Origin of the sequence: Streptomyces sp. NBC_00158 (assembly GCF_045160885.1) — a bacterium.
Taxonomy (GTDB): domain Bacteria; phylum Actinomycetota; class Actinomycetes; order Streptomycetales; family Streptomycetaceae; genus Streptomyces.
Genome location: NZ_CP108161.1, coordinates 435,855 through 449,905 on the forward strand (window position 1 = coordinate 435,855; position 14,051 = coordinate 449,905).

The 14,051-nt window shown below is 74.8% G+C and carries 13 protein-coding genes; 4 read left to right on the top strand and 9 right to left on the bottom strand.

Annotation, left to right across the window (positions count from 1 at the left end; genetic code table 11):
- Positions 1-11: 11 nt before the first annotated feature.
- Positions 12-1,394 carry a M64 family metallopeptidase gene (locus OG553_RS01935; RefSeq protein WP_405977256.1) on the bottom strand — a complete coding sequence of 461 codons (1,383 nt, stop codon included), beginning with the start codon at positions 1,392-1,394 and terminating at the stop codon, positions 12-14.
- Between the two features lie 163 nt (positions 1,395-1,557).
- Between OG553_RS01935 and OG553_RS01940 the strand changes: the two genes are divergently transcribed.
- A complete protein-coding gene (locus OG553_RS01940; RefSeq protein WP_405977257.1) occupies positions 1,558-2,916 on the top strand; it encodes a tetratricopeptide repeat protein in 1,359 nt (452 codons plus the stop codon).
- A 27-nt stretch (positions 2,917-2,943) separates the two neighbouring features.
- Here OG553_RS01940 and OG553_RS01945 read toward each other — a convergent pair whose 3' ends face one another.
- The 4 genes from OG553_RS01945 to OG553_RS01960 all read right to left on the bottom strand — a co-directional run bounded on the left by OG553_RS01945 (position 2,944) and on the right by OG553_RS01960 (position 6,614).
- Positions 2,944-4,467: an MFS transporter gene (locus tag OG553_RS01945; RefSeq protein WP_405977258.1), complete on the bottom strand. Its 1,524-nt coding sequence runs from the start codon at positions 4,465-4,467 to the stop codon at positions 2,944-2,946.
- 46 nt (positions 4,468-4,513) lie between these two features.
- Positions 4,514-5,104, bottom strand: coding sequence for a TetR/AcrR family transcriptional regulator (locus tag OG553_RS01950; protein WP_405977259.1), 591 nt, complete (start codon positions 5,102-5,104; stop codon positions 4,514-4,516).
- A 99-nt stretch (positions 5,105-5,203) separates the two neighbouring features.
- Positions 5,204-5,449 carry a DUF6158 family protein gene (locus OG553_RS01955; protein ID WP_405977260.1) on the bottom strand — a complete coding sequence of 82 codons (246 nt, stop codon included), beginning with the start codon at positions 5,447-5,449 and terminating at the stop codon, positions 5,204-5,206.
- Positions 5,450-5,504: 55 nt separating this feature from the next.
- Positions 5,505-6,614 carry an AI-2E family transporter gene (locus tag OG553_RS01960; RefSeq protein WP_405977261.1) on the bottom strand — a complete coding sequence of 370 codons (1,110 nt, stop codon included), beginning with the start codon at positions 6,612-6,614 and terminating at the stop codon, positions 5,505-5,507.
- 113 nt (positions 6,615-6,727) lie between these two features.
- Between OG553_RS01960 and OG553_RS01965 the strand changes: the two genes are divergently transcribed.
- Together OG553_RS01965 and OG553_RS01970 are read left to right on the top strand one after the other, a co-directional pair.
- Positions 6,728-8,032: an MFS transporter gene (locus OG553_RS01965; RefSeq protein ID WP_405977262.1), complete on the top strand. Its 1,305-nt coding sequence runs from the start codon at positions 6,728-6,730 to the stop codon at positions 8,030-8,032.
- Positions 8,033-8,105: 73 nt separating this feature from the next.
- Positions 8,106-8,843, top strand: a complete 738-nt coding sequence (locus OG553_RS01970) for a hypothetical protein (RefSeq protein WP_405977263.1) — start codon at positions 8,106-8,108, stop codon at positions 8,841-8,843.
- Positions 8,844-8,877: 34 nt separating this feature from the next.
- On the opposite strand, the gene OG553_RS01975 is transcribed toward OG553_RS01970, so the two are convergent.
- The 4 genes from OG553_RS01975 to OG553_RS01990 all read right to left on the bottom strand — a co-directional run bounded on the left by OG553_RS01975 (position 8,878) and on the right by OG553_RS01990 (position 11,553).
- A complete protein-coding gene (locus OG553_RS01975; protein WP_405977264.1) occupies positions 8,878-9,219 on the bottom strand; it encodes a hypothetical protein in 342 nt (113 codons plus the stop codon).
- A 129-nt stretch (positions 9,220-9,348) separates the two neighbouring features.
- Positions 9,349-9,576, bottom strand: a complete 228-nt coding sequence (locus OG553_RS01980) for a hypothetical protein (RefSeq protein WP_405977265.1) — start codon at positions 9,574-9,576, stop codon at positions 9,349-9,351.
- Between the two features lie 142 nt (positions 9,577-9,718).
- Positions 9,719-10,387 (bottom strand): response regulator, encoded by a 669-nt coding sequence (locus OG553_RS01985; protein ID WP_405977266.1) that lies wholly within the window; start codon positions 10,385-10,387, stop codon positions 9,719-9,721.
- On the bottom strand, positions 10,384-11,553 hold the full coding sequence (locus tag OG553_RS01990; protein ID WP_405977267.1) for a sensor histidine kinase: 1,170 nt from the start codon (positions 11,551-11,553) through the stop codon (positions 10,384-10,386). Before OG553_RS01990 ends, OG553_RS01985 begins: the two co-directional genes overlap by 4 nt.
- Positions 11,554-11,814: 261 nt before the next feature.
- Here OG553_RS01990 and OG553_RS01995 point away from each other — a divergent pair, with 261 nt between their 5' ends.
- Complete coding sequence (locus OG553_RS01995) at positions 11,815-14,016, top strand: MMPL family transporter (protein ID WP_405977268.1); 2,202 nt, start codon at positions 11,815-11,817, stop codon at positions 14,014-14,016.
- Positions 14,017-14,051 lie beyond the last annotated feature (35 nt).

Sequence of the window (14,051 nt, forward strand, 5' to 3'; positions counted from 1 at the left end):
AGGGCGGGCCGTCAGAGGCGGACCTCCCAGGCGAGCGTGGAGGTCAGGGCGCGGGCGGCCTCGGGGTCGCGGACCGAGGGGGTGCGGTCGGCCACGGACACCGACAGCCTGTGGCCGCGCAGGTCGAGCAGCCACAGCTCGGCGACCCGGACCTCGGTGCGTCCCGCGAGCCGCTTGAGCTCGCGGCCGTCGAGGTACCAGCGGACCTCCAACTGCCTTCCGTCGGGCCCGTGGAGCCGGGGGACGGCGACCTTGGCGGTGTGCCGCAGCCGCAGCGTGCGGTCGGTGGGGGTGAGCGGGGTGGCCAGTCGGGCGTGCCGGTGGAAGCCGGTGGTCATGGCCTCGACCCCGGGCAGGTTGAAGGGCTTGCCGAGGACCCGCATCAGGGAGTTGTCGGTGGGGCGGTAGAGGCCGGTGACGTAGTAGCCGCCGCCCTCGTAGGCGCCGACGGTGCCGCCGTCGGGCGAGGTCTCGCCGAGCCAGCGGTACCACTTGGTCCGCTCCGCCGCCATCCGGGAGGCGTCGAGGGTGGAGGTGTTGGGGTCGGCGGGCTCGGTGCCGGTGTACTTCTCGTAGCCGGGGACGCCCGGGTAGAAGTACTCGTCGGCGAGCTTGCCGAGGGAGTGGCCGGTCTCGTGGATGGCGACCTGGCCTGACTTGGGGTGGCCGGCGGAGGCGGTGGAGATGCCCTCGTAGCCGAGGGTGGGACTGGGCTCGTTGTATCCCGCGCCGCCGTACTTGGCGCTGTTGGCGAGGACGATGACCAGGTCCGCGGCGGGCGCCTTGGCCACGTACGCGTCCACCTTGGGCTGGTCCACGCACAGCAGCCGTTCGATGGACTCGCACCAGAAGTACGAGCCGAGGGCGGTGTCCCGGACGGTGTCCCGGCCCGGGTCGCCGGAGACCCCGGACTGGGCGGAGACGGCGTCCACGGTCCAGACGTTGAAGAGGTCGCGGTAGGTGGTGTAGGGCTCGACGGCGGTGACCTCGGCCCATTTGGCGCGGGCGTCGGCGTGGAACCGGTCGAGTTCGCCGGCGGTGTAGCCGTCGCCGATGACGACCACGTCGAGCCGGTCCGCGGTGGGGCCGTTGTCGATCATCTTGGTGACCTGGCCGTCGGCGGCGCGGGCGGCCTCGGTGAGGCGGGGGGCGGCCTTGGCGCGCCCGGCGGCGGGCACCAGGGCGTGGCCGGATCCGGCGTCACCGCCCTGCTCCGGACCGGGTATCTCGACGCGGACGCCGGCCGGGCGGGGCGGGTCGGCGGCCTCCGCGGGCGCGGTGGCGGCGGCCAGCAGCGCGGCGCTCGCGCAGGCCGCGGCGAGCACCGCGCGCAGGGCGGTGCGCGGGGCCGTTCGCCGGGCCGGGCGCGGGGCCGGCCGGACGGTTCGCCTCATGAAGTCCTCCGTGGGGTAAAGGAGTCGGGCGGTCTGTTAAGCAGTGGATTAAATCTGCTGAATCAGCTGCTTAAACTAGGCTGCGCGCCGGGCCGCGCGCAATGGCCGACTCCCCCTCGATACTGGGGAGTTGAGGTACCGAGGGCGACAACGGGGAGATTCCATGGACGAACCGGCCGAGATCGGACGCCGCGTGCAGCGGATGCGGGCCGAACGCGGACTGACGCAGCGGCAGTTGGCGGAGCCCGCGTACACCCCGGCGTACGTGTCCACCCTGGAGTCCGGCAAGGTGAGGCCCTCCGAGACCGCGCTGCGCTTCCTCGCCGGCCGGCTCGGCACCTCGTACGAGGAACTCGCCACGGGCCGTCCGGCACATCTGGCCACCGAGCTGCGGCTGGCCCTGACCGACGCCCAGCGCACCCTGGCCACCGGCTCGGCGCAGGAGGCCGCGGAGCAGTACCGGCGGCTGCTGGCCGGGGCGGAGCGGCTGGGCCTGGCCGACGAGCGGGCCGAGGCACTGCTCGGGCTCGGGGACTGCGCGCTGGAGGCCGGGGAACTGACCGCCGCGGCGGGGCACTTCGAGGCGGCGGAGCTGCTGCTGGCGGACCAGCCGCTGCCCCGCCGGGCCCGGCCGATCCGGGGACGGGCGGTCGCCCACCTGCTGGCCGGGGAGCTGCGGTACGCCTGCTACCTGCTGGAGTCGGCGATCGACGCGCTGAACGCGGGCGGGCTCGGCGACCCGGAGGCGCTGGTGCTGCTGTACTCGGCGGTCATCGGCCCGTACATCGACATGGGCGCCCACGCCCGCGCGGCCCACGCGGCGGAGCTGGCACTCGCGCTGGCGCCCCGGGTCGGGGATCCGGCGCTGGTGGCGGGGATGCACCGGCAGGTGGCGCGGACCTTCCTCGCCGAGGGCCGGGTGGCCGACGCCGACGCCTCGCTCGCGAAGGCCCAGGCGGTCTACCGGCAGCTGCGGCTGCGGACCGATCTGGCGCACTGCCACTGGATGCGCGGCTACGTCCAGGCCCAGCACGGGGAACTGGCCGCCGCGGAGCGGGAGTTGCGGACCGCCCGGGAGATGCTGTCGGCGCGCCGGGCGGCGCTCTACACCGCGCAGGTGGAGGTGGAGCTGGCCGATGTGCTGCGCCGCCTGGGCCGGTACGAGGAGGCTGCCGAGCTGGTCTCGGGGCTGCTGGAGGAGGGTTCGGGCCCGGGGGCGGTGCACGCGGGCGGCGCGCACCGGCTGCTGGGGCTGATCGCCGAGGAGCGCGGGGAGACCGAGGCGGCCGAGGAGCACTACGTACGGGCGCTGGCCCTGCTGGAGCGGAGCGGGGCGGGCGGGGACCTGGCGGACCTGTGCCGGCTGCTGGGCGACCTGCTGCGCAGGGAGGGGCGTACGGAGGCGGCGATGGACGCCTACCGCACCGGGCTCGGGCACCGCGCGGCGCCGGGCACGACCACTCTGGGCCCGGCGCCGGCGGCCCCGGCGCACCTGGCCCCGCTCCCGGCGCCCCCTTGTTAGGGGTGTCGCCGGGAGCGGGGCCGGGGGTCAGTGGTTCTCGGTGGGCTGGAGGTCGCGCGGGATCAGGGTCCAGGTGGTGGCCGCCGCGGCGACCGCCAGGGCTCCGGCCATCAGGAAGGCCGGGGTGATCGCCAGGGTGTAGGCGTGCGTGGCGGTCTCCATGAGGGCCTGGCCGACCGCGCCGCCGAGCCGCTCGGCGGTGTGCGCCGCCTCGCCGACCGAGTCCCGTACGGCGCTCGCGGCCGGGCCGTCCAGGTCCAGCACCGGCAGGTTGCCCCGGTAGAGGGCGGCGGCGGTGCTGCCGAGGATGGCGACGCCCATCGCGGAGCCCAGTTCGTAGCAGGTCTCCTCGATGGCGGCGGCGCTGGAGACCTGGTCGGCGGGGGCGGCGGAGACCAGGGTGACGGAGGCGACCGTGGTGGCGACGCCTGCGCCCAGCCCCATCACGGTCAGACCGGCCGCGAAGGCCGGGTAGCCGAGCTCGGTGAACTGCTGGACGGTCCAGGGCATCGCCATGCCGGCCGCGAGGACCACGAGTCCGGCGCCCAGCACGTGCCGGATCGGGTAGCGCTGCATGAGTGCCGGGGCCACCATCGACGCGCAGATCAGCGCGAGCGGGGCGGGCAGCAGCCGCAGTCCGGCCTCCAGCGGGGTGTAGCCCTGCCCGTACTGGAACCACTGGGTGACGAGGAAGAGGATCGCGCCCATGCCGACCATCGGGAGGAAGATCGCGGTGGCGGCGACGCTGAAGGCGGGCTTGGCGAAGAGCCGGACCTGGAGCAGCGGGTTGTCCAGGCGCAGCTGGCGGCGGACGAAGACGGTGAGCGCGACGGCGGCGAGGGCGAGCAGGGCCCAGGGCAGCGGGTCGGCGACGCCGCTCTTGCCGAGCTGCTTGATGCCGCCCGCGAGGGCGAGCATGCCGACGACGGACTGCCCGACGCCCCACCAGTCCCAGGCGCCGTCGCCGCGCGGGGCGCGCGATTCGGGCAGGTAGCGCAGGCCGGCGGCGACGATCACGGCGGCGACGGGGAGGTTCAGGAGGAAGGCGGAGTGCCAGCCGAGGTCCTGGACGAGGAGGCCGCCGACGACGGGGCCGAAGGCCATGCCGCCGCCGAACACGGCGGCCCAGACGGCGAGGGCGAAGGCGCGCTCCTTGGCGTCGGTGAAGACGCTGCGCAGGATCGAGAGGGTGGCGGGCATGATGGCCGCGCCGCCGACGCCGAGGAGGGCGCGGGCCGCGATCAGGTGCCAGGCCTCGGTGGAGAGCACGGCGATCAGCGAGGCGGCGGAGAAGATGCCGAAGCCCGCCATCAGCAGCCGCTTGCGGCCCCAGCGGTCGCCGAGGGCGCCGGCGGTGACGAGGAGTCCGGACAGGGCGAGGGCGTAGACGTCGATGATCCACAGCTGCTGCACGGCGCCGGGCCGGAGGTCGGCGACGAGCGAGGGGAAGGCCACGTTGAGGATCGTGGTGTCCATGGAGATGAGCAGGAGGCTGCCGGAGAGGATCGCGAGGACGATCCAGCGGCGAGGGTCCTGCGTGGGGGTGTGCATGGGATTCCGTTCGGGGTAGCGCACGGGTGCCCGGGAGGGCGGAGGGTCAGGCGTGGGGGCCGGCTTCGGATCCGGCGGCCGGCCAGGGGGGCCGGGCTCCGCCGAGGAAGGAGGTCCGGACGAGGTGTCCGATCCCGCGGGGCGCGAGGTGGCCTTCGCGCACGCCTTCGGCGGCGGCGTCGAGCAGGCCCCAGAGGGAGTACCAGATCCAGTACGGCGGGAGGTCGGCGCGCAGCCGGCCGAGCCGCTGGCCGAGGGCGAGGAAGCGCAGGGCGCGCTGGTCCTGGCGCTCCAGTCCGGCCCGGACGTCGGGGTCGGCGAGGACGCCGGCGTCGCGCGAGGTGAACCCGTAGAGGTGGGCGGCGGGCAGCAGGGCCACGACCAGTTCCTCGAGCGCCGCGTCGAAGGCGGCGGCGTCGGCGGTGGCCTCGGGGAGGTCGACGGCGTCGAGGAGGCCGTCGACGACCTGGACGGCCCGGACGGCCACGGCCTTGAGGAGGGCCTCGCGGGTGGCGTAGCGGCGGCTCAGGGTGGCGCGGCTGATGCCGACGCGCGCGGCGATTTGCACCGTCGACGCGCTGTGGTCGCCGGCGAGGACGCGTGCGACGGCGTCGAGCAGTTCTTCTTCGGGCACCATGGTGAGCCTCCTTCGCCTCGAATGATACAGATCTGTCTCACTCGAAGCAAAGGTGACTCATCCCTGGTGTCCGTCAGGGCGTACGGGTGATGCCCGCGCTCAGCCCTCGTTCCCCGTGCGGGCCCGGGCTCCGGAGCGGGTGCGGCCCGCGGTCGGGGCGCGCTGCGGGTGGCGGCGGACGTACTCGTCCTCCAGCTCCTTCAGCCGCTGGGTGTGCGTGGCCAGCGCGTCGTCCGAGCCGTGCAGCAGGGTCTCGTGGCGCGTGCGGTGGATGGTCTCCAGCTCCTTGAGCAGCCGGCCGTCCTCCAGCTCCCGCGCCGCCGCACCGGCGGCGTGCTCCGCCATGGCAACCACCTCCACGTCCCACGGTAGACGCGCCGGCCCGGATCAGCCGTCCGGATCAGCCGTCCGGGCCGGGCTCCGGCCGCGGCTCCGGCTCCGGAGGCCGCTCCGGGCGCGGTTCGTCCCCGGGCTCGCCGGCCTCGGAGCGCAGGGCGCAGCGGACCGACCAGGCCACCGACACCAGCGGGACCGCGACCACCGCGCCGACCACCCCGGCCGCGATGGCCCCGGCGATGACCGAGACCGCCACCACGAGCGGGTGCAGGCGCACGGCCCAGCTCATCACCAGGGGGTGCAGCAGGTGCCCCTCGATCTGCCCGATCACCACGATCAGCGCGACCACCACCGCCGCGATGACCGGCCCGCGCGCCGCCAGCGCCACCACCGCGGCGACCGCGAGGGCGACGGGCGATCCCACGAGGGGGACGAAGGCCGCGAAGAACTCCAGCAGGGCGAGCGGGAGGGCGAGCGGGACCCCGAGGAAGTACAGCGCCACCCCGACGAGCACCGCGTTGGTCGCCGCGACCAGCACGATCCCGTGCGTGTAGCCGGTGAACGTACGCCAGGCGGCGCTGCCGGCGAGGGCCGTGCGCCCGCGCGCCCGTTCGGGCAGCTGGGCGCAGAACCACGCCCACTGGCGGCCGCCGCCGTGCAGGAAGAACACCGAGGAGAACACCGCGAGCGCCAGCACGGTGAGCACCTGCACCACGTGGCCGGCTCCGCTCACCGCCGTGCTCAGCAGCGTCGAGCGGTGGGTGGACAGGTACTCGCCGATCTTGGCCTGGAGGTCGGTGAGGGCTCCCTGGTCCAGCCGGAAGGGCGGGCGCTCCAGCCACTTCTCGATGCTGACGAGGCCCTCGCGGAACTCCCGCACGAGAGTGGCGCTCTCCCCCGCCACCGCCTCGCCGACCAGCGCGAGGATGCCCAGCAGCAGGACGGTGCTGCCGACGAGGGTGACGGCGACGGCCGCGGGGCGGGGCAGGATCCGGGCCAGGCCCCGGGTCGGCGGCGACAGCAGGGCGGTCACGACGAGCCCGAGGAAGAGCGCCACCCCGATCTCGTGGAAGCGGCCGAGCAGCGAGAACACGGCGTAGACGGCCACGCCGACGACCAGCAGGCGCCAGGCGTAGGCCGCGGCCGTACGCAGGAACGGGGACACCGGCGGCATGACCCATGGGTGCCACCGGCGGCGGCCGCTGCCACGCGCCGGGTGCCGTTTTGACCCGTCCGGGGAGAAAATGCGTTGCCCGGGGGTCCGGCGGCGGCGCAGGATGGCCCGTCGTGAGCAAATCCCGTCTGTCCTCCGTACTGCCCGACCTGTCCCCCTGGCGGTCCAGCCGTGACTTCCGGCTGCTGTTCTTCCAGGGGACGGTCACCTTCTTCGGCTCCTTCATGGCGATGATCGCCCTGCCGCTCCAGATCAAGCACCTGACGGACTCGCCGCTGGCGGTCGGTGCCATGGGGGCGGTGGAGCTGGTCCCGCTGGTGGTCTGCGGGCTGTACGGCGGGGCGCTGGCCGACGCGGTGGACCGGCGGCGGCTGATCCTGCTGACGGAGGCCGGGCTCGGGCTGCTCGCGCTGGTGCTCCTGGTGAACTCGCTGCTGCCGGATCCGCTGCTGTGGCCGCTGTACGTGGTGGCGGCCGGGGTGTCGGCGCTGACGGGCCTCCAGCGTCCGGCGATGGACTCGCTGATGGCGCGGATCGTGCCGCACGACCAGTTGAGCGCGGCCGCCGCGCTCAACGCGCTGCGCTACCAGTTCGGGGCGATCGCCGGTCCGGCTCTGGCGGGCGTGGTCGTGGCGTACGCCGGCTACGCGTCCGCGTACGCGGTGACCGTCGCGGGCTTCGCGGTCTCGGTGGTGCTGTGCGCGCGGCTCAGCCCGGCACCGCCGGCCGGGAGCGCGGAGCGGCCCTCGCTCCGGGGCATCGCCGAGGGCGCCCGGTACGCGTGGAGCCGGCCCGTGCTGCTGGGCACGTACGCCGTCGACCTGGCTGCGATGTTCTTCGCCTTCCCGAACACGATCTTCCCGTTCCTGGCCGACGAGCTGGACGCCGTGTGGGCCCTGGGCCTGATGTACGCGGCGGGCGCGGTCGGCTCGCTGGTGCTCGGACTGACCAGCGGCTGGGTGTCGGGGGTGCGCCGGCACGGGCTGCTGGTGGTCTTCGGGGCCGCCGCGTGGGGGCTCGCGATCGCGGCGGCGGGCTGGTTCTCGAACATCTGGCTGGTGCTGGTGTGCCTCGCGGCGGCGGGCGCCGGCGACATGCTGAGCGCGCTGGGCCGGTCCACGATCTGGAACCAGACGATCCCGGAGGAGCTGCGGGGGCGGCTCGCGGGGATCGAGGTGCTCTCGTACAGCGTCGGCCCGCAGCTCGGGCAGGTCCGGGCGGGCACCATGGCGGGCTGGACGGGGACCCGGCCTGCCTTCTGGAGCGGCGGGCTCGCGTGCGTGGCGTCCGTGGCGCTGCTGGCCGCGCTGCTGCCGAAGCTGATCTCCTACGACGCGGACACCGACGAGGACGCGCGGCGCCGCCGGGCCGCCCGGGAGGCGCAGGGCCGTCCGGAGCCGGCGGACGCGCAGGCCTGACGGGCGCTCCCCCGGGCGCCCGAACGGCGGTCCTCGCGGTGCGCGGGGCGGCCGGGGCCGGGAGGGTGACGGCATGGGCGACTGGTGGTACCGCAACATCCTGGAGCCGGGGAAACTCCCCCTGCTCCTGGCGCTGTCGGCGTTCGTCGTGACCTTCGTGGTGACCCGGGTCATCACCCGGATGATCCGGGCCGGCAAGGGCCCCTTCCGCAACGTCACCCCGGGCGGCCTGCACGTGCACCACTGCGTCCCCGGGGTCGTCCTGATGACCGTCGGCGGGTTCACCGCGATCGCGGGCGGCCGTACGGGGTGGGGTTCCTGGGTGGCGGCCGTGCTGTTCGGAATGGGCACGGGCCTGGTCCTGGACGAGTTCGCGCTGATCCTGCACCTGAGCGACGTCTACTGGACCGAGGAGGGCACCCTCAGCGTCGAGGTGGTGGTCATGACCTCGGCCCTGGCGGGGCTGCTGCTGTGCGGGTTCCTGCCGCTGGGCGTGGACGGCCTGACCGAGGACCAGCAGGCGAACCGTCTGTTCCTCGCCGCCACCGTGCTGTTCAACCTGCTGCTGGCGGCGGTGGCCCTGTTCAAGGGCAAGCCCCGGCTCGCGGTGTTCGGGATGGTCGTCCCCATGATCGCCCTGTTCGCGGCGGTACGGCTGGCCCGCCCCGCCTCGCCGTGGGCGCGCCGCTTCTACGGGCACCGCCCCAGGACCCGGGCCCGGACCATCAAGCGGGCGTACCGGCACGACCGGCGGTGGGGCGGGCTGGAGCGCCGCGTCGGCTACCTGATCGGCGGCGCGCCCAGCCGGTAGCCGGCCGGCGGGCGGGCGCGCCGCGCGTCCGTTCTCAGGCGGAGGCGGGGGCCCCGTCGAGCTCCCACGCGTGGCGCTTGAACTCCCGCTGGAAGTCGGCGTGGTCCTCCCACTGGCGGGCGATGCCGCGCAGCACGTCCCAGTGGTGCTCCACCGACTGGTCGATGACCTTGCGCAGGAGCGGCTCGGCGGTCTCGCGCGTCGCGATGAGCCCCTTGACGGCGGAGGCCTCCAGCACGCTGTTGCGCAGCGCGCGCAGGGCCCGGGAGGTGTCGTCCATCGCGAAGCCGCGCTCGCTGCCGGTCTCCGCGTCGAACAGCGGGGTCAGCCGGGCCTCGATGAACGCGGTGATCCGCTCGAAGTGCTGCACGTCCATCAGGGTTCTCCCGTTCCCGCCGGCCGGCGCCCGTCGCGCTGCCCGGCTCATCGATGCTGCTCACAGGTGTGATCAGGTGCAGGATACGAGGTCTGCCCGGGGGCGTTCGCCCCGCCCGCCGCCGTGCGGCTACGGCAGGGTGACGGCCATGACGGGTGGGGCCGGGGAGGTCCAGCGGTGGCCGCAGGGGTCGAAGACCAGGACGACCGGTTCGCCCGGGCGCTGGCGCCAGGAGATCCGCCGCGGCGCGTCCGCGCACTCCGGGCAGGCCGGCAGCGGGGAGGCCGGCGGGCCCGGTTCGGTCCGGCACCGGGGCGCCGCGGCGAGTACCGGTGGCGCGGTGTGCGGATCACGCATGGGGGCTCCCTGGTCCGGCGGCTGTGCTGCTGGCACTGTGCCATGCGCGGAGCCCCCCGCGCACCGGCAGATCGTCCAGTGTTCTGGCTGGTCAGGGGTGCGAGGGCCCGGGGGATTCCGGGTCAGTGCGGGCAGTTGGTGATCAAGTGCTCCTCCGTTCGGCCTCGACCAGCCCCGTTTCGTACGCGGCGATCACCGCCTGGGCCCGGTCGCGGACGCCCAGCTTGCCGAAGACGGCGGTGAGGTGGTTCTTGACGGTGGAGACGCTGATGTCCAGTTCCGCGGAGATGGCCGCGTTGTCGAGGCCCCGGGCGAGCAGCCGCCAGATCTCCAGCTCGCGCGGTGTGAGGCCGTCGGGCGCCGCCGGGGCGGGCCGGGGCTCGCGCGGGGCGGTCCTTACGTAGGTGGAGATCAGCCGGGTCAGCAGCCGGGGCGCGACCGCGGCCTCGCCGGCGTGGACGGTGCGGACGGCGGCGATCAGCTCCTCCGGGGAGACGTCCTTGGGCAGGAAGCCGTAGGCGCCGGCGCGCAGGGCGGCGACCACGTACTCGTCCATGTCGAAGGTGCTCAGCGCGAGCACCCGGGATCCGGGCCGGACTTCGGCCAGGCGTCCGGTGGCGGCCACCCCGTCGAGGACGGGCATGCGGATGTCCATGACCACCACGTCGGGGCGCAGCTCCTGCGCGAGGGCCACGGCCTCGGCGCCGTCCGCGGCCTCGCCGACGACCTCGACGTCCGGGTCGGGGGCCAGGATCAGGGCCAGGCCGCGCCGTACCAGTGGCTGGTCGTCGGCGATCAGCACGCGGATCATCGGCGGAGTTCCTCTCGCTGCGGGTGGATCGTTTCCTCGGGGGCCGACGGTACGGGGAGGCGGACGGCGACCCGGAAGCCGCCCTCCTCGCGGGGTGCGGCCTCCAGGGTGCCGCCGTGCAGGGCGACGCGTTCCCGCATGCCGATCAGGCCGTACCCGCCGCCGCGGTGCGGGCGCCGGGCGGCGCCGTCGGCGGGGCCCTCGTCGCAGACCTCGACGGCGACCTCGTCCGCCCCGTAGGTCAGCCGTACCCGGGCCGGCGCGTTCCCGGCGTGCTTGCGGGCGTTGGTCAGGGCCTCCTGCACGACGCGGAACACCGTCAGGCCGACGGTGGGCGGGAGCGGGCGGGCGGGGCCGCTGACGACGAGTTCGGTGTCCGACCCGGTGGCCCGGGACTCCGCGACGATGCGTTCCAGGTCCGCGGCCCCCGGCTGCGGGGCCGGAACTGCGGTCTCCGGTTCTTCCCCGGCGCGCAGGACGTCGAGCAGCTGCCGCATCTCGCCGAGGGCCATCCGGCCGGATTCCTCCAGGGTCACCAGGGCCTCGCGGGCCGTCTCCGGATCGTGGGCGAGGTTGGCCCGGGCCCCGCCGGCCATCAGCTGCATGGTGGTGATGTGGTGGGCGACGATGTCGTGCAGTTCCCGCGCGATGCGCCGGCGTTCGTCGGCCACCGCCCGTTCGGCGAGCAGGGCCCGCCTGGCCTCGGCCTCCGCCTGCCAGCGCCGGGCGACGAGTCCGGTGGTGGTGACGAGCAGGGTCGCGGCCGTGTTGGCGAGGAGACCGGCGCCGGGGTCGAGGAGCCGGCCGCCCTGCCCCAGACCGGCGAGCGGCGGCGTCACGAGCGCGGCGCACACCACCACGGGGATCCGTGAGGCCACGGCGACCGAGTACAGGGCGACGGCCGGGGTGAGTCCGAAGTGCGGGCCGACCGAGGTGGCCACGTTCACCACCGCACCCAGGACCAGGACGACCGCGAGCGTCACCACCGGGTGGCGGCGCCGGGCCAGCAGGGCCAGCGCCGCGGCCACCACGAGGAACGCGGCGGGAACCCCCAGCGGAGCTCCCTCGAACTGCGTGTCGAAGGCGAATCCCGTGAGGTCCACGGCCGCCGCTCCGACCGCCACCAGTGCGTCGTTGCGCGTCCACGTCAGCCTTTCGGCGCGCATGCCCATCTCCCCGGCCCCTTTCCCGCGGACCGCCGTGGGGCCGCCCTCCTGGCTCCATTCTCCCATCGGGCCACATGGCGGGGACCGTCCGCGGGGACCGGTCCCGACCGGGACCCCGGTCCTGGTCGGGCCCTGATCCCGGACCGCGGTCCCGGCCCCGTTCTCCTTCTCCGCCAGGACGTTTTCCGCCCCTGCCGCTGATGGTCTGGAGACCGGCCGGCCGACCGGGCCGGACCGCACGGAAGAGACCGGAGGAGAACAGTGATCCGCGCCCTGACGGGATGCTCGACGAGGAACCCGTGGAAGGTGATCGCCCTGTGGGCGGTGCTGGGCATCGGCCTGACGATCCTGGGCCAGGTGTTCGTCTTCCGCGCCACGCAGCCCGGCAACGACGGCTTCCTGCCCGCCTCCTACGATTCGGCGGCCGCGCTGCGGATCTCCGAGGAGAGCTTCGGGGCCCGGCCGGACTCCGACCCGCTGACCGTCCTGGTGGCCCGTGCGGACGGGGCGGCGCTCGGCGCTCCCGACGAGCGCCGGATCGAGGAGGTGTCGCGGCGGCTGGCCGGGCAGCGGGTGGTCATGCCGAAGAAGGAGGAGGATCCGCCCTTCATGGAGGACCACTCCCAGACGCCCCGGATCGGTGCCGGGATGACGGCCCCTGACCGGTCCTTCCGGCTGCTGTCGGTGGAACTGAGGGGCAATCCGCAGGACCCCGGGGTGCAGAGCACCTACAAGGAGTTCCGCGAGCGGGCGCGCGCCGCGTTCGCCGAGGCGGGCATGCGGACCGGGTTCACGGGCGGGCTGGCCGCCGCGGTGGACACCGCCGACGCCGAGAAGACCCGGTCGACGGTGGTCGGCGCGGTGGTGACGGGGCTGATCGTGCTGCTCCACGTACTGGTCTTCCGCAGCGTGTTCGCGGCGCTGCTGCCCCTGCTGGCGATGGCGGTCATCGGCGGGGCGGCGGCCGGCAGCGTGGTCATGGCCTCGGTGGCGAGCGGGATCCGGCTGGCCCCCTCCACCCCCGGGCTGATCAACGTGGTGCTGATGGGCATCGGCATCGACTACTTCCTCTTCCTGCTGTTCCGCTTCCGCGAGCGGCTGCGGCAGGACCCCGCGCAGAGCGGGCGCGAGGCGGCCGCGGAGGTCGCCGGCCGGGTGGGCACGGCCGTCACCTCGGCGGCGCTGACGATCGTGGCCGCGTTCGCCACCCTCGGGATCGCCTCCTTCGGCCAGTTCCGGGTGCTGGGCCCGGCGATCGCGGTGTCGGTGCTGGTGATGCTGCTGGGCAGTCTCACGCTGATGCCCGCGCTGCTGGCCGTCACCGGCCGGAAGATGTTCTGGCCCTCGCGCGCCCTGGAGCGGCAGCCCCGTGAGGGTGCGGCGGGCCGGCTCGGCCGGCTGACGGCCCGGCGCCCGGCGGCGCTGGTCCTCGGCTCGCTGGTGCTGCTGGGCGCCCTGGCGGCCGGTCTGGCCGGGATCCGCATGGACTACGGGCAGTCCGGCGCGGGCGGCGAGCGGACCGCGGCGGTGGAGACGGCGGCGGAGATCTCCCGCGCCCTGCCCGCCGGGGCTTCGGACCCGACGAGCGTGCTCGTCGCCGCGAAGGACGGCGCTCGGCTCGGGGCGGAGCGGGTGGCCGGGCTGGCCGGGGCGCTCGCCCGGGTCCCGGGTGTGGGCCGGGTGGCGCCGACGGTGCTGAGCCCGGACGGGAAGGCGGCCCGGATCGACCTGCTGCTGAACGTCGACTCCGGCGGGCAGGAGGCCCGCGACCTGGTCTCCGGACCGGTGCGGGCGGCCGTCCGGGCGAACCTGCCGGCCGGTACCGAGGCCCATGTCGGCGGCACCGCCTCGGTGTTCGCGGACATCGCGGTGGCCGTGGACGAGGACCTGAAGCTCATCTTCCCGGTGGCGGCGGTGCTGATCGCGGTGATCCTGCTGGTGCTGCTGCGGAGCGTGCTCGCGCCGGTGGTGCTGATGCTCGCGGTCGGGCTCGGCTTCGCGGCCACGCTGGGGGCCTCGGCGCTGGTCTTCCAGCACGGTCTCGGGCGGCCGGGCGTGGACTTCACGCTGCCGCTGGTGCTGTTCCTGTTCGTGGTGGCGCTGGGCACCGACTACAACATCCTGATCAGCGACCGGCTGCGGGAGGAGATGGAGCGCCCCGGACCGGCCCGCGCGGCGGTGGCCCGCGCGGTGCGGCACACCGCGCCGGCGATCGCGACGGCCGGGCTGGTCCTCGCCGCGTCCTTCGGCAGCCTGGCCGTGAGCCCGCACGCCGGGACGCAGCAGACCGGTTTCGCGACGGCGGTCGGGATCCTGCTGTCCGCGTTCGTCCTGTCGGCCGTGCTCGTGCCGGCGCTGGCCGCGCTGCTGGGCCGCTCCCTGTGGTGGCCGCTGCGGCCGCGGGCGCGGGACGGGGAGCCGTCTGCCGCACGGCCCGTCGCGGACCGGGTGCCGGTGGGCTGAGGCACGTACGCGTATGCCGGGGCGCCCGGGACCGT